The organism is Bradyrhizobium sp. USDA 376 (assembly GCF_054063675.1).
In genome coordinates this window covers 6,677,832-6,697,593 of the sequence record NZ_JBSSGN010000001.1, presented here as the reverse complement: position 1 = coordinate 6,697,593, position 19,762 = coordinate 6,677,832, and the positions used below count along the sequence as shown (strand labels likewise).

Here is a 19,762-nt window from a genome sequence, read left to right as displayed (position 1 = left end):
GACGCGGGCCCACAAAGTCGGACGCGCAATCACCACGAATATGCTGTCATCGCCCGCCTTGTGCGCATTGCGCACTGGAGCGGGCGATCCAGTATTCCAGAGGCGGCGGTCGCCAAGCCGAGAAGCTGCCTCGAACCATGGCGTACAATCAAATTTGGAAAAACAACCCCATGCAAAGTAGCCGATGGCTGTCGGTGCGATCTTCTAGGCCGTGTACCTATAAACCCGGCGGCGTCATGTGACTGGTGACTACGTCCGCTTTGCTCCTATAGCGACCAAATTCGTGCGGCAGCGCAATATGTCGCGACGGGCAGAAGCGGAAACGCGTGCCCAAGCTTGCCGTCTCAGTCGCGTGCTCTTTCAAGTGCGTGCCGCATGACCTTTTGTTCATCGCTGGTCATCTGGGTCGGCCCGAGGTTGAATGTCAGCTTGTCGATTTTTCCGGTGAACTGGAACGGCAGCTTGTAACTGTCATCCACGCCCGTGCGGCTATCGACGCCAACGTCGAAGGACTCGTCGATGGCCATTAGGAACCCAATCGAGTGCGGGATCGACCGGCGGGCGTACTCCTTGCCATCCACCGACAGCACCCCAGTGCCGCCCTTGGCCGGGCCGGGTCCATCATATCTAAAATCGAATACGATGGTGTGCTTGCCCGGCTTGAGCGCAGAACCCAACCAATCCCGCGCACCCACGCCACCTTCCCAGCGGTATCGTTTCAAATCCAGCATGTTGTAAACGAAGACCGGCTTGCCCTTCAGCAAGTACAGGCCATAGCCGCTGAACCGGCCGCCGAGAGTAACGATCATTCCCTCAGCCCCGCCTGCCGGGACTGTTATCTCGGCGGTGATCTTGTAGTCCTTGTTCATGATGCTGGGCGCATTCTCGGCAGGAATGCCGGGGTTCGGTCCCGTGTAGGTGAAAACAGTTTTTCCTGCGGTCGCGCTCGGCCGCGGCGTGACGAGGCGCGGCAAGACGGAGTTGTCCAGCGGCAAGACCTGGTATTTCGCCGCTTCGCTCAGGAACATCGCCTGCAGCTCCTTGAGCTTGTCGGGGTTTTTGGCCGCGAGATCGTTGTTTTGCGAGAAATCGTCAGCGATGTTGTAGAGTTCCCACTTGTATTCGTTGATGTCGGGCATCTTTGCCGTGCCCATAAGCCAAGGTGCTTCGGGCGGCGTCGTGCAGGCATACCAGCCATCGTGGTAGATGCCGCGATTGGCGAACATCTCGAAATATTGCGTGTCGCGCTTTGACGGTGCGTTGGCGTTGCCCTGATCAAATGTGTAAGCCATGCTCACACCCTCGATCGGCTTTTGCGCGATACCGTTGACCGTCGCTGGCGCCTGAATGCCGGTGGCTTCAAGGATGGTCGGTACGATATCGATGATGTGGTGGAACTGACTGCGAATGCCGCCAACGTCTTTGATGTGGCCGGGCCACGATATAACCATGCCTTGCCGGGTACCACCGAAGTGCGATGCCACCTGCTTGGTCCATTTGAACGGGGTATCGAACGCCCACGACCAAGCGACCGACATATGCGGGTAGGTTTTGTCGGAGCCCCAATTCTCATAGTGGAGCATCAACTCGGCCTCCGGCAGTTTCAGTACGCCGTTGTAGGCGGTCATCTGGTTCGGGGTACCCTCGAGCGTGCCCTCGGCGCTAGTGCCGTTGTCGCCGCTGATGTAGATGATCAGCGTGTTGTCGAGCTTACCCATGTCCTCGACCGCCTGGATGACGCGACCGATCTCGTTGTCGGTGTAGGCTGCGTAACCGGCAAACACCTCGGCCTCGCGCGCGTAAAGTTTCTTCTGGATCGATGAGAGCGAGTCCCACTTCGGCAGGGTATCGGGCCAGGCAGTGAGTTGGGTATTCGCGGGGATCACGCCGAGCTTCTTCTGGTTGGTGAAAATCTGCTCGCGCAGCTTCTCCCAACCCATGTCGAACTTGCCTTTGAACTTATCGATCCATTCCTTCTTTGGCTGGTGCGGCGAGTGGGTGCCGCCGGGCACATAATAAAGGAAGAACGGCTTGTCGGGTGCGGCCGCGTTCAGGCTGTTCATGTAGTTGATGGCTTCGTCCGCCATATCGGTGGTGAGGTTGTAGTCAGACTTGCCGATCCACGGGAAAATCTGGGTCGTGTTCTTATAAAGATACGGCGTCCACTGGTCGGTCTCGCCGCCCATGAACCCGTAAAAATACTGAAATCCCATGCCGACCGGCCATTGGTCGAAGGGCCCGGCCGCGCTGTACAAATAGGTCGGCGTGTTATGGTTCTTGCCGAACCAGGACGTGGCAAAGCCGTTGTCCCGCAGAATGGTGCCGACCGTGGCGCTCTCAGGTCCGATGACGGAATCGTAGCCTGGGTAGCCGGTAGACAATTCTCCGATTACGCCGAACCCAACAGAATGGTGGTTGCGGCCAGTGATAAGCGCTGCTCGGGTCGGCGAACAAAGTGCCGTCGAGTGAAATTGCGTAAAGCGCAAGCCCGCCTTGGCAATGCGATCCATGCTCGGGGTGGGGATGACGCCACCGAAGGTGCCGGACACGCCATAACCCTGGTCGTCGGTCATGATCAACAGCACGTTTGGTGCGCCCTTCGGCGGCGCCACGGACGGTGGCCAGTAAGGCTTGGAGTCTTTCGCATCTTCCTTGATCACACCGTCGAACTTCGGAGGCTCAGGCGGAAGCTGCTTGCCATCAAGGGTTATCGTCGCGCTGGGCGAACCTGGCGTGCCCGTGATTTGCTGGGCCCATGCACCCGGCGCAAGCGACATGCAGAGGAGAATACTTGACGATGATAGGAAACTCGCAATCTTGGTCACGATGCTCTCCTGCGATGGCCGCCACGAATATTCCACGCTAAGTTGAGATTGGCTCACCGCCAGCAATTTATGGGACGCCGCTGTTCGCGATTGATCTAGATCAAGGAATGTCCGTTCGGGGTCATTTTCGACGGTTTCAGCGGTGATGCTTCAGCCCGTACCTTTATCGCGCTCGCAACCAGGTTGAACGGTTCTTCAACGGGATCAAGCAATGTCGTCGGAGCTATGCGGGATTTTGGGTGACGAGGCGATCAGGCGGCGTGGTTTTCCGGCACTTGGATGACCTCGATGCCGTTTTCGAATCTGACACCTGCGCTGACCTTCGGCAACTGATTTGTGCCTTTCAGCCGCCGCCAGGTCTTTGATGCGGCGCAGAGCAGCTTGAACACCATCAACTTGGCAGTCGTTGACGATAACGAACCTTTCGTGCGCACCGTTCTGTGCCGGACCGTCGCGAACACGCTTTCGATGGGATTCGTCGTCCGCAAGTGGTCCCAATGCTCGGCGGGGAATTCGTAGAACGCAAGCATTGCGTCGCGATCTTTCGTCAGGCACTCGACCGCCTTGTCGTACTTCGCTCCGTATTTCTCGGCAAAGACATCGATCGCCACTTCGGCCGAAGCTCGGTTGGACGCCAAATAGACCTCGCGCAGATCCTTCTTCATGCTGGCCTGTACCGACACTGCGACTTTGTTCAAGATATTCGCGGTTTTGTGCACCCAGCACCGCTGATGTCGCGTGGCGGGAAAGACCTCGTCGAGCGCCTTCCAGAAGCCGAGCGCGCCGTCACCGACGGCGATTTCCGGGGCGATCTTCAGCCCACGGGTTTTCGCCTCGACGAGCAGTTCGTGCCAGCTCTGCGTGCTCTCGCGCACGCCGACCTGGAAGCCGATGAGTTCCTTCTTGCCTTCCGGCGTCGCGCCGATCAGCACCAGCATGCATTCGCTGTGGTCTTCCATGCGAGCCTGCAGGAAGACGCCGTCCGCCCACACGTATACGTACCGGCGCGCCGACAGATCGCGCTTCTGCCAACGCTCGTACTCGAGCTGCCACTCCGTCGTCAGTCTGGAAACCACCGCCGGAGAAAGATTCGGCGCATCCTTGCCCAGGAGCGCCGCCAGCGCCTCCTGGAAGTCGCCCGTCGAGATGCCTCGCAGGTACAGAACCGGCAAAAGTGCATCCAAGCTCTTCGTGCGCCGTGCCCACAACGGCAGGATCGCCGAGGTGAAGCGGATCCGCTCGCCATCGCTGGTCACCGCGCGATCGCGAATCTTTACCCGGGCGACTTCGACGGCGCCGATCCCCGTCTGGATCGTCCGCACTGGACCATGGCCGTGCCGCACGAGGCGGTCGCGGCCATCGGGAAGCTTCAAGCCCTTCATCGCGGCGAGAAACGCCTCGGCTTCCATCTCGACAGCCTGCGCAAGCAGCTGCCGAGCACCAGATCGCAAAATATTCGTCAGTGGATCGTCGATCTCATCGGGCTGACGCAGTGGGACAATGTTGCTATGCTCGTTCATGGCGTATCGCTCTCCTTGAGGTTCTGGCAGGCTCGACACCCGCCTCGATACGCCGCCTATCTCATTCCGTCATCACCCAGTTTCCCGCATAGCTCATGTCGTCGTGTGGCGACGCGCTACAACAGGCTTGCGGGAAACTACCTTGCCTTGGTCCAACTCGCATCTATCCGGCTATGGCTGGCCGCGCGTTATAGTCCACGCCCTAGTGTTTTGAGTCTGCTTCGGTTTCGACGGCGCAACGGACATGGCTGAGCTTGCCAGCGACCCAGGGCCGGCGTGAAAGACCCAATCTCGAACCTTTGATCTAGATCAACCTGGAAGAGTGGCGTTCCGTTTTCGTAGCGGCGCAGGCCAATGACGCACGGGTCCGGAGATCGTCATGAAACTGGCTGATACGAAATCACCACCTGACTCCGGACAATCGCTCCAGCATCCAGCAGGTGAGGGGATGCTGTACGTGCCGGGCGGCACGTTTCGCATGGGGTCGGATCGGCACTATCCGGAGGAAGCGCCGGTCCACCGCGTCACCGTGGATGCGTTCTGGATGGATCGCCATCCAGTGACGAACCGGCAATTCAAGGCATTCGCCAGAGCTACCGGCCACGTCACCGTTGCCGAGATCGAGCCCGATCCAAAGGATTATCCCGGAATTCTCCCGCATATGATCTATGCGGGTTCGCTGATGTTCTCTCCGCCCGGGTATCCGGTCAATCTCCGGGACTTCAGCCAATGGTGGACCTTCGCCAAAGGCGCGAACTGGCGGCATCCCTACGGGCCGGGCAGCGACATCCGTGGGCTGGACGATCATCCCGTCGTGCATGTGGCGTTCAGCGACGTGATCGCCTACGCAAAATGGGCCGGCAAAGATTTGCCGACCGAGGCGGAATGGGAATTCGCGGCGCGCGGCGGGCTGGACGGCGCCGAGTTCGCATGGGGAGATGAATTTACGCCCGAGGGCCGTCACATGGCCAACACCTGGCAGGGCGAATTTCCACGCCAGAACACTGGGGACGACGGGTACGAACGGACATCGCCGGTCACCGCATTTCCGCCGAACGGATACGGGCTGCACGATATGATCGGCAACGTCTGGGAGTGGACGTCCGACTGGTACGCGCCTCGGCATGAGGCCGACGCTGCGAAAGCGTGCTGCATTCCAGAGAACCCGCGCGGCGGCCGCGAGGCCGATAGCTACGACCCCAGAACGACCAACGTCAAGATTCCACGCAAGGTCATCAAAGGCGGCTCGCATTTGTGCGCGCCGAACTACTGCCGGCGCTACCGGCCGGCTGCGCGGCATGCGGAGCCGGTCGACACATCCACGAGTCATCTCGGATTTCGGTGCATCAGGCGAGGTGTCTCTAACGCATCATAACGGGAGAGCAATGCCATGTTGAATTGCGTATCCAATGACAAGCTTTCGGTTGCAACGCCGCGCAAGACGCAAAGCTGGATCAAGCGGTCCTGCACAGCGCTGCTCGGTGCTACGATGATGATGCCGTCGTCGGGCTTGATCAGCACTCCGGCAGCCGCCCAGCAGCCGGCGCAAAAGCCCAACATCCTCTTCATCATGGGTGACGACATCGGCCTGTACCAGCCGAGCATCTACCATCGCGGCCTGATGGTCGGTGAGACGCCCAACATCGATCGCATCGGCAACGAAGGAGCGATCTTCACGCATTACTATGCCGAGCAGAGCTGCACCGCCGGCCGCAATGCCTTCTTCACCGGCATGCATCCGCTGCGAACGGGAATGATTCCTCCGCAACTGCCCGGCAGCCCGTCCTATTTGCGGCCCGGCACCCCGGCGCTCGCCAAGTTCCTGCTCGATCTCGGCTACAACACCGGCGAGTTCGGCAAGAACCATCTCGGCGATCACACCGACGCGCTGCCGACCGCTCACGGCTTCCAGGAATACTGGGGCTATCTGTATCACCTCGATGCGATGCAGGGCGTGAGCTTCCCGGACATCAATAAGTCCCCCACCCAGCAGACAGTTGCCCCGCCATGCAAGAATACGCCGATCCCCGGCATCCCGGAGGTACCGGGCGCGGTCGATCCGAAAACGACGGTTTGCCTGACGCCTCCGCGCAACGTCCTGTCGTGCAAGTCGGACGGTACATCCAGGACTCAGCAGTGCATCGACCAGGGCCCGCTGACACTCGACCGATCGAAGGGTGTTGACGAAGAAATCTCGGCCAAGGTCATCGACTTCATCGATCGCAACGATCCGAAGACGACGGGCAGGCCTTTCTTCGTCTGGTACAACCCTGCGCGTATGCACATCACGACCGTGCTGAATGACAAATACCTGGGCATGGTCGGCGAGGCGGGCGGCAAGGACTGGGGCCTCAACGAAGCCGGCATGAAGCAGATGGACGATAACATCGGCGTGGTGCTCAAGAAGCTCGAAGACATGGGCCAACTCGACAACACGATCGTCGTGTTCACCACCGACAACGGTGCCGAAACCATCACCTTTCCGGACGGCGGCACCACTCCGTTCAAGGGTGGCAAGCTGAGCACCTGGGAAGGCGGCATGCGCGCGCCGGCCCTCGTTCGCTGGCCGGGCGTCATCAAGCCCGGTACCGTCAAGAACGAAATGTTCGCAGCCCTCGACTGGCTGCCGACGTTCGTCAACGTCGGCGGCGGCGCAAAGGGCGACCAACTGAAGAGGCGCATCGAGACCGGCCAATATCCCGGCATCGTGAAAACCACGCTCGATGGCGTCGATCAGACCGAGTACCTTTCCGGGCGTTCGGAAAAGTCGGCGCGCGATACCTTCTTCTACTATTCGGGCAAGGATCCGTCGGCGGTCCGCTACAAGAACTGGAAGATCTACTTCACGATGGTGTCCGACAACCCGCAAGGCTTCATCGCGGGAGCGCTTCCCTATCACTGGGCCCAGGTCGTCAATATCAAGCGAGACCCGTTCGAGACCTCGATCGGTTCACAATACAAGACTCTCATGGGCCTGGGCGGCGTCATCGGCTCCCCTTCTACAGCCTACGTCTATGACTGGAATATGCTGCCCATCGGTCAGGCGCTCTGGCTGAAGGAACTCGAGAGCTATATCGCGTACCCGCCGCTGCAGGACCCGGCGAGCTATAACCTCGAACAGGTGATACAGCAGATCAAGCAGGCCAAAACGGCCGGCCGCAGCGACTAATGGCTCGATAGTGAATTGGCGGGCGCCACTTCGGCACCCGCCAATTCACTGCGGTCAGAATCCAGCTGCTCACGAAGCAGCATATCGGCAAGCGCGCGAAGAACAGCAGCGATATGCCAGCCTCGCACCCACTTTCAATGTTGACCGGTAGGGACCGCACAATCGATGCGGATTGACCATGAAACAGCTCATGCGATTTCCTCGCCTTGACCGTCGCTCACTGCTCTCGTCTCTGGCGATGCTTCCGTTTCTGTCTGCCGCTCTACGTTCCACGTCGGCCATGGCCCAGACGCAAGCCGGTCCTCTGCCATCCTGGAATGAGGGCCCGACGAAAGCTTCGATCGTCGACTTTGTCGCACGGATCACGGAGAGTGGCGGGCCCTATTTCGTACCGCCCGATCAACGCGTCGCGACCTTCGACAACGACGGGACGCTTTGGATCGAGCAGCCGATGTATGGGCAGCTCGCTTTTGTGCTGGATCGCGTGAAGGTTCTTGCGCCAATGCATCCGGAATGGAAGGACAAGCAGCCCTTCGCGGCAGTGCTGAACGGGGACCTGAAGGCGCTCGCAGCTTTCGGAGAAAAGGGCGTGGCCGAGCTGGTGGCGGTGACGCACGCCGGCATGACGACAGCGGAGTTTGAGAAGATCGTCACAGACTGGCTTGCGACCGCGCGTGATGCTCGCTTCAAACGCCCCTACACCGAACTCGTGTATCAGCCTATGCTCGAATTGCTCGCTTACCTCCGCGCCAACGGCTTCAAGACCTTCATCGTGTCGGGTGGCGGCATCGAATTCATGCGGCCATGGGCCGAGACGATTTATGGAGTGCCTCCCGAGCAGGTCGTCGGATCGTCAATCAAGACCCGCTATGAAATGCGCGACAGCACGCCGGTTCTATTTCGGTTGCCCGAGGTCGATTTCATCGACGACAAGGCCGGCAAGCCGATCGGGATCAATAGCCACATTGGCCGGCGTCCGATCGCCGCCTTCGGGAACTCCGATGGCGACCTCGAAATGCTGCAATGGGCGACGCTCGGTGCCAGCGGCGCGCGGTTCGGCCTGATCGTCCACCATACCGACGCGGAACGCGAATATGCCTACGATCGCCAATCACATTTCGGCAAGCTCGATGTCGCTCTCGATGCTGCAGCGCTGAACAGGTGGACCGTTGTGGACATGAAGAAGGACTGGAAGAGGATCTTTTCGTTTGATTAGAGGCGAGATCGTAAGGCTCCTGGCCGCGCGAATGCGGTGCGAATCAACCATCAAGCCAAATGCACGCTATTGAGCAGAGCGCGCCAATTAAATTTCAGGTTGTGGCCAATTCACAACGGACATCGGACCTGGAACATGGCTTACTTGCAGACCGGAGACGTAATTCGGATTCGTTCTGCCTCGAAATGGGCTTGGGCCTCATGACGGGACCAGGTCTCGGAACGGAAGGTGTGACCGCGACCGCCAAAGCCTGATGCACATCACCTCTAGCGCTTGGAGATTTGCAGATGAAGCCCACGTTGGAATTTGCGGGTACCTCTAAACCGACTCTGCTCAGCGCGATTGTGGTTGCAGCTCTCGCGTTTTCCCCGCAAATCGCCAGCGCCGACGAGAGCGGCATCTCATTCTGGGTCCCGGGGCTGTTCGGCAGTCTGGCAGCGGCACCCACCGCCCCCGGCTGGTCCCTCGGGACCATCTACTACCACACCAGTGTGTCCGCTTCCGGTGCTGCCGCAGCGGCCCGAGAAGTCCAGGTCGGCCGCTTCTCTCCGAACGTCAATGTCAGCCTGGACGTCCGTCTGAACGCGCCGCCAGACCTGCTGTTCCTGGCTCCGACGTATACGTTCGCGACACCGGTCCTCGGCGGGCAATTGTCCGTCGGCGTCATGGGCGTGTACGGCCGAAACAGCACGACCCTCGATGGCACGCTGACGACCGGGTTCGGTCCGATTTCGGCGACCCGCACGGGAAGCATATCGGACTCGCTCACCGGGTTCGGCGACCTCTACCCGATGGTCACGATGAAGTGGCACGACGGCGTCCACAACTACATGGCCTACGTGACCGGCGACATTCCAGTCGGTGCCTATGAACCCAGCCGCCTCTCCAACATCGGCATCGGTCATGGCGCCATCGACGCAGGCGGGGGTTACACTTACCTCAACCCGATGACGGGATATGAATTCTCCGGCGTCGCTGGCTTCACCTACAACTTCAAGAACCCGGACACGCAGGTTCAAAGCGGCGTCGATTTCCACTTCGATTGGGGCGCGTCGAAATTTCTCTCGAAGCAGGCCTTCATAGGTCTGGTCGGCTATGCCTATCAGCAAATCTCCGACGATACCGGCGGACTGCCAGCCCTCGGTGGCTTCAGGTCACGGGTTCTCGGCATCGGTCCGCAGTTCGGCTATCTTTTCCCGGTTGGCGGCATGCAGGGATATCTGAACATAAAGGGATATGGCGAATTCGATGCGGCGAACCGGCCGTCGGGCTGGAATACCTGGCTGACCTTTGCGATCTCGCCCGCCGCGCCTGAAAGCACCGTTGCGCCGACCCGGCACAGGGTGACGAAGTAAGGGGATCAACTGGCGGCACAAACCGGCAACCGGCTCTATCGGCACGTAGGGAAATTGGTGCCGAGCTTGGTCGGAGAGGGGCCCTATTGATCTGAGGGGCAAAAAATGCCGAAGAGCAAAACCATCTGGCTCGGTTCGTTGGCCTCAATCGCCGCCGTAGCGATTACGATCGCACCTACCGCAGCGCAGCAACCTGGGAATCCCAACATTGTCGTCATGCTCGCGGACAATTTGGGCTACGGCGAGCTGGGCGTATATGGCGGCGGTATCCTTCGCGGCGCGCCCACGCCACGTATTGACGCACTCGCCAGTGAGGGCACGCGCCTGCTCAACTTCAATGTTGAAGCGCAGTGTACGCCGTCCCGCTCGGCCTTGCTCACGGGGCGCTTTGCCATCCGCTCCGGCACGTACGAAGTTCCGATCGGCGGCGTCCCCGACGGATTAACACAGTGGGAGATCACGACCGCGGAGCTGTTGTCCGGGCGGGGCTATGCAACCGGGATGTGGGGCAAATGGCATCTCGGCAGCGCCGAAGACCGGATGCCCACCAATCAGGGCTTCGACGAGTGGTATGGCATCCCGCGCACATATGACGAGGCGATGTGGCCATCCCTCGACGAGACAAAAAGCATGTGGCCGTCGGTCGGAAACAGGCAGGGCTGGAATGCGAAAGTCGTTCACCCCCAACATATCTATGAAGCACGCAAGGGCGATAAGCCTCGACAGGTCGCTGTGCTGGATGTGGATCACCGCCGCACCATGGACGCGGAGATCACCAGCCGTGCAGTGGAGTTCATCAAGCGCAACGCGAGCTCAGGCAAGCCGTTCTATGCCTACGTTCCGTTCGCGCACGTTCACATGCCGACGCTCCCAAATCTTGAGTTCGCGGGCAGAACCGGCAACGGCGATTGGGCCGATTGCCTGGCCGAACTGGACTACCGCACCGGCCAAATCCTCGATGCGATCAAGCAAGCAGGCATCGAAAACGACACACTTGTGATATTCGCCAGCGACAATGGCCCGGAGGCAACCAACCCCTGGGAAGGTGACAACGGGCCCTGGCGCGGAACTTACTTCACGGCGATGGAAGGTTCACTGCGGGCACCGTTCATCATTCGCTGGCCCGGCAAGGTGCCGGCGGGCCGCATCAGCAACGAAATCGTTCACATCGTCGACCTCTTCACGACGCTTGCGCGGGTCGGGGGCGCAGAGGTCCCTACGGATCGCGCGATTGACGGCGTGGATCAGCTGGATTTCTTCTTGGGCAAGCAGGAGGCCTCAAACCGCGAAGGGTTTCCCGCCTACGTGGCCGACCGGCTTTCAGCCGTCAAATGGCGAAACTGGAAAGTCCATTTGATCTGGCAGGAAACCATGTACGCCACGCCGCAGAAATTGCCCTTGCCGAGAATCATCAATCTTCTGACCGACCGGAAGGAGGAACGCGATGTTGCCGCGCAAAACTCCTGGGTCGCCGATCCCGCAGTAAGAATCATCGGAGAACTGGAAGCGAGCTTCAAGAGGTACCCTCCGATCAAACTTGGCACTCCAGATCCCTACACGCCGCCAGAGCCGGGTTTGATGCGCACGCGCCCGTGATTCCCCGCCTTCGGGGAAAGACAGCCGTAACCGGGTTGCGATCCGACCGCTACGTCGCCGCCAGCTTCACACCCAGCCGTCCTGCCAGCTCCTGCACGAACTGCCAGGCGACGCGGCCCGAGCGGGAGCCGCGCGTGGTCGACCATTCCAGCGCTTCGCGCTCCAGGGCCTCGTCCTCGATCTTGATGTCGAAATGGCTGCAATAGCCGCGCACCATGGCGAGATATTCGTCCTGGCTGCAACGGTGGAAGCCGAGCCAGAGACCGAAGCGATCCGACAGCGAGACTTTCTCCTCGACCGCTTCGCCGGGATTGATCGCGGTCGAGCGCTCGTTCTCGATCATGTCGCGCGCCAGCAGATGGCGGCGGTTGGAGGTGGCGTACAGGATGACGTTCTCGGGCCGGCCCTCGATACCGCCTTCCAGCACGGCCTTGAGTGATTTGTAGGACGCGTCATTGCCGTCGAAGGATAGGTCGTCGATGAATACGATGAAGCGGAAGCTGGCGTCGCGGAGCTTCTCCATCAGCATCGGCAGCGTTTCGATGTCCTCGCGGTGGATCTCGATCAGCTTCAGCCTGTCGGCGGACTTGCGGTCGGCATTGATGCTGGCATGTGCCGCCTTCACCAGCGATGATTTGCCCATGCCGCGCGCGCCCCAGAGCAGGGCGTTGTTGGCGGGCAGGCCGCCTGCGAAACGCTCGGTGTTCTCCATCAGGATGTCGCGCATCCGATCGACGCCCTTGAGCAGGAACAGCTCGACGCGGCTGACCCGCGGCACGGCCGAGAGGCGGCCGTCGGGGTGCCAGACATAGGCATCGGCCCGCCCGAACGACTCGGGCTCGACGGCCGGACTGCCCTGGGCGGCGAGCTGCGCCGCAATGGTCTCCAGTGCGCGGACGAGGCGCTCCTGGGAGAGGTCGGGGGCCGTCTTGACGGCCCCCGTGGGGCGTTTTGCCGCGAGGCGGGCGGGCTTGCCGGCAGGGGTACGGGGGCCTTTGCCGGCCGGGCTTTTGCTTGGTTTTTTGGGCATGTCCGAAGTTCCTGAGAATGCAGCCTTATCGGGCCTGACGGCGCGCCGCAAGGTGGCCAAATCGACGGTCTGGCAGCGTTGCAATTGGGGCGGTGGCCGCTATAGTCCGCGCGAATTTGACCGAACCGGTCGCCCCTGAGGGCCTGACCGGCTTTCCCCCGTTCTCACGAGGATCGTCCGAATGTTGATTACCCCTGCGTATGCCCAGGCTGCGGGCGCCGGTGACACCAACAGCATGTTGATGTCGCTGCTGCCGTTCGCCCTGATCTTCGTGATCATGTACTTCCTGATTCTGCGGCCGCAGCAGAAGAAGGTCCGGGACCATGCCGACCTCGTGAAGAACATCCGCCGCGGCGACACCGTCGTGACTTCGGGGGGCCTCGTCGGCAAGGTCACCAAGGTCGTCGATGACGACCAGATCGAGTTCGAGATTTCCGACGGCGTGCGCGTGCGGCAGATGCGCCAGATGATCTCCGGTGTGCGCGCCAAGGGCGAGCCGGCGAAGGAATCCAAGGATAGTGCGAAGGAAACCGCCAAGGACGACGCCGCGTCGAAGTGAGCGCTTCCGCGAGTCTCCCGAGTCTCCTGATCTGACAGGTCCAGTCGATGTTGTATTTCACGCGGTGGAGGGTGCTGGGGATTATCCTTACAGCGCTGATCGTGTGCCTCTGCGCGGTCCCGAACTTCTTCCCCGAGGCGACGGTCAAGACCTGGCCCGCCTGGGCGCAGCGCCGGATCGTGCTTGGCCTCGACCTTCAGGGCGGCTCCTATCTGCTGCTCGAGGTCGATTCCAACTATGTGAAGAAGGAGCGGCTGGACCAGATCCGCGACGACGTTCGCCGGACGCTGCGCGATGCCAAGATCGGCTTCACCGGTGGCGTGACCGTGCGCAACGACGCGGCCGAGGTTCGCATCACCAAGGAGACCGACGTGCAGCCGGCACTCGCCAAGCTGCGCGAATTGTCCCAGCCGCTGGGCGGTCTGATGGGATCCAGCGGTCAGCGCGACCTCGAAGTGACTGACGCCGGCGGCGGCGTGATCCGCCTGAACATCCCGCAGGCTGCGATGCTCGACCGCATGCGCAAGACCATCGAGCAATCGATCCAGATCGTCGAACGCCGCGTCAACGAGCTCGGCACCGTCGAGCCCGTCATCCAGCGCCAGGGCAACGACCGCATCCTGGTGCAGGTCCCCGGTCTCCAGGACCCGACCCGCCTGAAGGAGCTGCTGGGCAAGACCGCGAAGATGGAATTCCGCATGGTCGACACCTCCGTGCCGCCTGATCAGGCGCAGCAGGGACGGTTGCCGCCGGAATCCGAGCTTCTGATGAGCGCCTCGCCGCCGCCAACGCCCTACGTGGTCAAGAAGCAGGTGCTGGTCGCCGGCGGCGATCTGACCGACGCCCAGGCGAGCTTCGACCAGCGCACGGGCGAGCCGGTCGTCAGCTTCAAGTTCAACACCTCGGGCGCGCGCAAATTCTCGCAGGCCACCACCGAGAATGTGGGGCTGCCGTTCGCGATCGTGCTCGACAACAAGGTGATCTCGGCGCCCGTGATCCGCGAGCCGATTACCGGCGGCCAGGGCCAGATCTCCGGCAATTTCACGGTGCAATCGGCCAACGATCTCGCCATCCTGCTGCGTGCCGGCGCGCTGCCGGCGCCGCTCACGGTGGTCGAGGAACGCACCGTCGGTCCGGGCCTCGGCCAGGACTCGATCGAGAAGGGCGAGCTCGCGGCCTATGTCGGCTCGATCCTCGTCATCGTGTTCATGCTCGTGACCTACCGGCTGTTCGGCGTGTTCGCGAACGTCGCGGTGACCATCAACGTCGCCATGATCTTCGGCCTGTTGTCGCTGCTCAATGCCACGCTGACGCTGCCCGGCATCGCCGGCATCGTGCTCACCGTCGGCATCGCGGTGGACTCCAACGTGCTGATCTACGAGCGCATCCGTGAGGAGTTGCGCGGCGGCCGCAACGCGATCTCGGCGATCGACGCCGGCTTCAAGCGGGCGCTCGCCACCATCCTCGATTCCAACATCACCACCTTCATTGCCGCCGCCGTGCTGTTCTACATCGGCACCGGCCCGGTGCGCGGCTTCGCCGTGACGCTCGGCATCGGCATCATCACCACGGTGTTCACCGCCTTCACCCTGACCCGGCTGATCGTCGCCGGGTGGGTGCGGTGGAAGCGGCCGCAGAGCGTGCCGATCTAGGAGCCTGATCGTGACTCACACCGTTCTCATCGGGCTCGGCGTCCTCATTGCCATTCTCACCGTGGTCGCGGCGCTCGGCCTGTTGCCGTCGCTGCGCATCGTTCCGGACAACACGCATTTCGACTTCACGCGCTTCCGCCGCATCAGCTTCCCGATCTCGGCCGCGCTGTCGATCGTCGCGATCACGCTGTTCTTCACCCACGGCCTGAACCTCGGTATCGACTTCAAGGGCGGCACGCTGCTGGAGGTGAAGGCGAAGTCCGGCATCGCCGACATCGCGGCGATGCGCACCAAGCTCGACGCCCTGGGTCTCGGCGAAGTCCAGTTGCAGCAGTTCGGCGGCCCCGAGAACGTCCTGATCCGTGTTGCGGAACAGCCGGGTGGCGACGCCGCACAGCAGGCAGCCCTGCAGAAGCTTCGTGGCGCGCTCGGCGACAGCGTCGACATTCAGCGCACCGAGGTGCTCGGCCCGCGCGTCGCCGGTGAGCTCCTGGCCTACGGCATGCTCGGCCTGATGCTCGCGATCATCGCGATCCTGATCTATCTCTGGTTCCGGTTCGAATGGCAGTTCGCGCTGGGCGCCATGATCGCCAACGTGCACGATATCGTGCTGACGATCGGCTTCATGTCGATCAGCCAGGTCGATTTCGACCTGACCAGCATCGCGGCGCTGCTGACCATTCTCGGCTATTCGCTCAACGACACCGTCGTCATCTACGACCGCATCCGCGAAATGCTGCGGCGCTACAAGAAGATGCCGATGCCGCAGCTGCTCAACGAGTCCATCAACTCGACGCTGTCGCGCTCGATCATCACCCACGTCACGGTGACGCTGGCACTGCTCGCGCTGCTGCTGTTCGGCGGCCACGCTATCCACAGCTTCACGGCGGTGATGATGTTCGGCGTGGTGCTGGTCGGTACCTACACCTCGATCTTCATTGCGGCGCCGATCCTGATCTATCTCGGCGTCGGCGAGCATCGCGAGGATGCGCCGGAAACGGCTACGCCGGCGAAGAAAAACAAGGCATGATCCGAACTGCAGGCCCTCGCTAGGCGTTTGCGAGGGCAGTAAGCTCATTCGGACGAACCAGATGGCCGGCGATCCCAACGCACCGCATTTCCCGCGCTCGGCGCCGATCGACGCCTATGGCAAGGGCGGCTTCGCCTTTGCCGGCATGTCGCATCGGGGATCGCTGCTGTGCCTGCCCGACGCGATCTGGGCCTGGGACGTGACTGACCCCGCGAAGATCGACCGCTACTCGCTGGACCGCGTGTTCGCGGCCGCAAACAGCATCGACACGCTCCTGGTCGGCACCGGAACCGGCCACTGGCTGCCGCCGCCGGAGCTGCGCCAGGCGCTCAAGGCGGTGAGGGTGGTGCTGGACACGATGCAGACCGGCCCCGCGGTGCGCACCTACAACATCATGATCGGCGAACGGCGGCGCGTCGCCGCCGCCCTGATCGCCGTGCCATGAGCAGCGCTACGCCGCCCGATTCTGCTGCCTTCTGCGCCGATCTCGTGCGCAGCCACGACTTTCCGCGCTACGTCGCGACCCTGTTCGCGCCCGCTGCCGAGCGCCGAGCGCTGCTGGCGCTCTATGCCTTCAATGTCGAGATCGTCCGCGTCCGCGATCAGGTGAGCCAGCCCTTGCCCGGCGAAATCCGCCTGCAATGGTGGACCGACATGCTGTCGGGCCATGTCCATGGCAGCGCCGAGGGCAATCCGGTCGCGGCCGAGCTGCTGCGCACGATTCGCGATTTCGACCTGCCGGTCGAGCCGCTCTCGCTGCTCGCCGACGAGCACCAGTTCGATCTCTACAACGATCCCATGCCGACCATGGCGGCGCTGGAGGGCTATCTGGCCGCGACTTCATCGGCGCTGTTCGGTCTGGCGGCCCAGGTTCTTGGGCCGCCGTCGGAGGCGGCCGAGCATCTCGCGAGGCACGCCGGGCTGGCGCAGGGCATCGCGCAAATCATCGCCAATCTGCCGCGCGATGCAGCGCACCGGCAATTGTTCCTGCCGCAGCAGGTGCTGGCGAGCCAAGGCTGCAGCATGGAAGACGTGTTCGCCGGCAAGGAGACGCCGAGCCTGCGCGCCGTGCTGGACCAGCTCGCGGGCGAGGCGCAGCAGCATGTGACCACGGCCTTGTCGCTGCTGGCGCAGCTGCCGCCGTCGGTGCGGCCGGCGTTTCTGCCGCTGAGCCAGGCGCAGGCCGACCTCAAGCGCCTGTCACGGCGCGGGCGCAATCCGTTTGCGCTGCAGCCTTCGTCACGGCTGCGGACGCTGTGGACGCTATGGCGGGCATCACGTTCCCGGGAGTTTACCAAATAGCGGTTGGCTTATCGCCCGAGGCGGCCAAATGCTCTATGCTGTCCCATGGCTGAGTTGTCCCAAACCACGTCCTCCGAAGTCAGCGGCCTTCCGGTCGCACCGGAAGACATTCACGCCGCCGCCGAGACCATCAGGGGCGCCGTCGTTGAGACGCCCTGCAGCTACAGCCGCACGCTCAGCAGCATCTGCGGCTGCGACATCTGGCTCAAATTCGAGAATCTCCAGTTCACCTCCTCGTTCAAGGAACGCGGCGCGCTGAACCGGCTCACGGCGCTGACGCCGGAGGAGCGCGCGCGGGGCGTGATCGCGATGTCCGCGGGCAATCACGCGCAGGGCGTCGCCTATCACGCCAGACGACTCGGCATTCCCGCCACCATCGTGATGCCGATCGGCACGCCTATGGTGAAGGTCGAGAACACCCGGCATCACGGCGCCGAGGTGGTGGTGACAGGCGCGACGCTGGAAGAGGCGGCCGCCTTTGCGCGCAGCCATGGCGAAGCGCGCGGTATGATCTTCGTCCATCCTTACGACGACCCGCTCGTCATCGCGGGGCAGGGCACGGTCGCACTGGAGATGCTCAAGGCTGTCCCTGAGCTCGACACGCTGGTCGTCCCGATCGGCGGCGGCGGGCTGATCAGCGGCATGGCCATTGCCGCGAAGTCGATCAAGCCGTCGCTGCGCATGCTGGGCGTGGAGGCCTGGCTCTATCCGTCGATGTACAATGCCATCCATGACGGCAATCTTCCGGCGCGCGGCGACACGCTGGCCGAAGGCATCGCCGTGAAATCGCCCGGCAAGATCACGACCGAAATCGTCCGCCGCCTCGTCGACGACATAGCGCTCGTCAACGAAGCCGAGCTTGAGCGCGCGGTCGCGACCCTGATCTCGATCGAGAAGACGGTTGTCGAGGGCGCCGGCGCCGCCGGCCTTGCCGCGCTGATGTCCGATCCGTCCCGCTTCGCCGGCCAGAAGGTCGGCCTCGTGCTGAGCGGCGGCAACATCGACACAAGGCTGATCGCTTCCGTCCTCACGCGCGAGCTTGCGCGCGAGGGACGGCTGACCCAGCTCTCGCTCGACATTCCCGACAGGCCCGGTCAATTGGCCGCCGTGGCGGCGCTGCTGGCCGAAGCCGGCGCCAACATCATCGAGGTCTCGCACCAGCGGACCTTCTCCGACCTGCCGGCCAAGGCGACGCTGCTGCAGCTGGTCATCGAGACCCGCGACAGTGCGCATCTCGACGAGGTCATGGCGAGGCTCAGCGCATCCGGACTGAGCGCGCGCTGCACGTGAATGGCCGTTATCGCGGTGCCAAGCTCGCGAGGCGGTCGATGAGCCGGTCGATCTCGGCTTCCGTGTTGTAGTAATGCGGCGATGCCCGCACGAGCGACGGCAGCGCGCGGAGTTCTGCGTCGATGCGGGTGCTCGCCGGATCCGAAGCGCCGATGGTGATGCCCGCCGCAGCGGCGCTGCGAACAATGGCGTCCGCCTCATGCCCTTCCATCGTGAAGCTGACGATGGCGCCCGGCGTGCGGCCGAGGTCGCGAATGGTGATGCCGCGAATGGCGGCGAGGCCGCTGCGAAGACGGCCCGCAAGCAGGCGACAGCGCTGCTCGATCGGGCCGAGGCCGATATCGAGCGCATAATCGACAGCGGCACCCAACCCAAGCCGGGCGGCATAGTTGTTCTCCCAGGTCTCGAACCGGCGCGCATCGTCGCGGAGCCGATATTCGTCGCGCGCGACCCAGGGCGCCGCGAAATGGTCGATCATCGGCGGCTCGAGCTGCTGCAGCAGCGCGCGGCGGACATAGAGAAAACCGGTGCCGCGCGGGCCGCGCAGGAATTTGCGCCCCGTCGCCGACAGCATGTCACAGTCGATGGCTTCGACGTCGACCGCCATCTGGCCGACCGCCTGGCAGGCGTCGAGCAGATAGGGAATGCCGTGCGCCCGCGCGATCTTGCCGATCGCCGCCGCGGGATTGACCAGCCCGCCATTGGTCGGAACCCAGGTGATGGCGATCAGCTTCACACGCGCGTCGATCATGCGTTCGAGTGCCTGGATGTCGAGCTCGCCCGTTGCGTTGCTCGGCACGACGTCGATGATCGCGCCTGTTCGTTTCGCGACCTGAAGAAATGCGACATAGTTGGCCGCGTATTCCGCCTCGGCGGTCAGGATGCGGTCGCCCTTACGGAACGGCAACGCGTAGAAGGCCATCTGCCAGGCAACCGTCGCGTTCTCCACGAGAGCGATCTCATCGGGCGCGGCATTCAGCAGACGTGCCACCGAGCCGTAGACTGCATCAAGCCGGAGCGCCTCCCGGTCGGCGGCGGCATAGCCCCCGATCTCGCTCTCGAGATCGATATGCTGTTTCATCGCCGCGGCAACCGCCGTTGGCATGAGAGCCGCGCCGGCGTTATGGAGGTAGGCGAGCCGGGCGGCGGCCGGTGTGTCGGCTCGTATTTGGTCGATGTCGATCACGTGACAACCTCTGCCATCGGGTTCCCTGAGTT

General features: G+C 62.5%; 15 protein-coding genes and 1 pseudogene. 12 read left to right on the top strand and 4 right to left on the bottom strand.

Annotated features, from left to right (window positions below):
- Positions 1-344: 344 nt before the first annotated feature.
- On the bottom strand, positions 345-2,777 hold the full coding sequence (locus ACVJ19_RS31160; protein ID WP_453955254.1) for an arylsulfatase: 2,433 nt from the start codon (positions 2,775-2,777) through the stop codon (positions 345-347).
- A 194-nt stretch (positions 2,778-2,971) separates the two neighbouring features.
- On the opposite strand from ACVJ19_RS31160, the pseudogene ACVJ19_RS31155 reads away from it, so the two are divergent.
- Positions 2,972-3,046: pseudogene (locus ACVJ19_RS31155) on the top strand (IS5/IS1182 family transposase); the annotation flags it as partial.
- 30 nt (positions 3,047-3,076) lie between these two features.
- Here the strand turns inward: ACVJ19_RS31155 and ACVJ19_RS31150 are convergent.
- Positions 3,077-4,345 (bottom strand): IS256 family transposase, encoded by a 1,269-nt coding sequence (locus tag ACVJ19_RS31150; RefSeq protein WP_014497957.1) that lies wholly within the window; start codon positions 4,343-4,345, stop codon positions 3,077-3,079.
- 379 nt (positions 4,346-4,724) lie between these two features.
- Between ACVJ19_RS31150 and ACVJ19_RS31145 the strand changes: the two genes are divergently transcribed.
- From ACVJ19_RS31145 to ACVJ19_RS31125, 5 genes are all read left to right on the top strand, one after another.
- Positions 4,725-5,720, top strand: a complete 996-nt coding sequence (locus tag ACVJ19_RS31145; RefSeq protein WP_453952964.1) for a formylglycine-generating enzyme family protein — start codon at positions 4,725-4,727, stop codon at positions 5,718-5,720.
- 15 nt (positions 5,721-5,735) lie between these two features.
- A complete protein-coding gene (locus ACVJ19_RS31140) occupies positions 5,736-7,514 on the top strand; it encodes an arylsulfatase (protein WP_453952963.1) in 1,779 nt (592 codons plus the stop codon).
- A gap of 178 nt (positions 7,515-7,692) precedes the next feature.
- The gene (locus tag ACVJ19_RS31135) at positions 7,693-8,730 is read left to right on the top strand and encodes an HAD family hydrolase (RefSeq protein WP_453952962.1); all 1,038 of its coding nucleotides are present in this window, start codon (positions 7,693-7,695) and stop codon (positions 8,728-8,730) included.
- Positions 8,731-9,017: 287 nt separating this feature from the next.
- Complete coding sequence (locus ACVJ19_RS31130; RefSeq protein ID WP_453952961.1) at positions 9,018-10,085, top strand: SphA family protein; 1,068 nt, start codon at positions 9,018-9,020, stop codon at positions 10,083-10,085.
- Positions 10,086-10,190: 105 nt separating this feature from the next.
- A complete protein-coding gene (locus tag ACVJ19_RS31125) occupies positions 10,191-11,681 on the top strand; it encodes an arylsulfatase (protein WP_453952960.1) in 1,491 nt (496 codons plus the stop codon).
- A gap of 49 nt (positions 11,682-11,730) precedes the next feature.
- Here ACVJ19_RS31125 and ACVJ19_RS31120 read toward each other — a convergent pair whose 3' ends face one another.
- Entirely contained in the window at positions 11,731-12,711 is a 981-nt protein-coding gene (locus ACVJ19_RS31120; protein ID WP_453952959.1) for an ATP-binding protein, read from the bottom strand.
- A 181-nt stretch (positions 12,712-12,892) separates the two neighbouring features.
- Between ACVJ19_RS31120 and yajC the strand changes: the two genes are divergently transcribed.
- The 6 genes from yajC to ACVJ19_RS31090 all read left to right on the top strand — a co-directional run bounded on the left by yajC (position 12,893) and on the right by ACVJ19_RS31090 (position 18,544).
- Positions 12,893-13,270: a preprotein translocase subunit YajC gene (gene yajC / locus ACVJ19_RS31115; RefSeq protein WP_028171851.1), complete on the top strand. Its 378-nt coding sequence runs from the start codon at positions 12,893-12,895 to the stop codon at positions 13,268-13,270.
- Positions 13,271-13,317: 47 nt separating this feature from the next.
- Positions 13,318-14,922, top strand: coding sequence for a protein translocase subunit SecD (gene secD, locus ACVJ19_RS31110; RefSeq protein ID WP_453952957.1), 1,605 nt, complete (start codon positions 13,318-13,320; stop codon positions 14,920-14,922).
- Between the two features lie 10 nt (positions 14,923-14,932).
- Entirely contained in the window at positions 14,933-15,952 is a 1,020-nt protein-coding gene (gene secF / locus ACVJ19_RS31105; protein ID WP_453952956.1) for a protein translocase subunit SecF, read from the top strand.
- A 61-nt stretch (positions 15,953-16,013) separates the two neighbouring features.
- Positions 16,014-16,397: an Mth938-like domain-containing protein gene (locus ACVJ19_RS31100; protein WP_018642181.1), complete on the top strand. Its 384-nt coding sequence runs from the start codon at positions 16,014-16,016 to the stop codon at positions 16,395-16,397.
- Positions 16,394-17,254, top strand: a complete 861-nt coding sequence (locus ACVJ19_RS31095) for a phytoene/squalene synthase family protein (protein ID WP_453952954.1) — start codon at positions 16,394-16,396, stop codon at positions 17,252-17,254. Before ACVJ19_RS31100 ends, ACVJ19_RS31095 begins: the two co-directional genes overlap by 4 nt.
- A gap of 45 nt (positions 17,255-17,299) precedes the next feature.
- Positions 17,300-18,544 carry a threonine ammonia-lyase gene (locus ACVJ19_RS31090; RefSeq protein WP_453952953.1) on the top strand — a complete coding sequence of 415 codons (1,245 nt, stop codon included), beginning with the start codon at positions 17,300-17,302 and terminating at the stop codon, positions 18,542-18,544.
- A gap of 7 nt (positions 18,545-18,551) precedes the next feature.
- On the opposite strand, the gene ACVJ19_RS31085 is transcribed toward ACVJ19_RS31090, so the two are convergent.
- On the bottom strand, positions 18,552-19,730 hold the full coding sequence (locus ACVJ19_RS31085) for an aminotransferase class V-fold PLP-dependent enzyme (protein ID WP_453952952.1): 1,179 nt from the start codon (positions 19,728-19,730) through the stop codon (positions 18,552-18,554).
- Between the last annotated feature and the right edge of the window lie 32 nt (positions 19,731-19,762).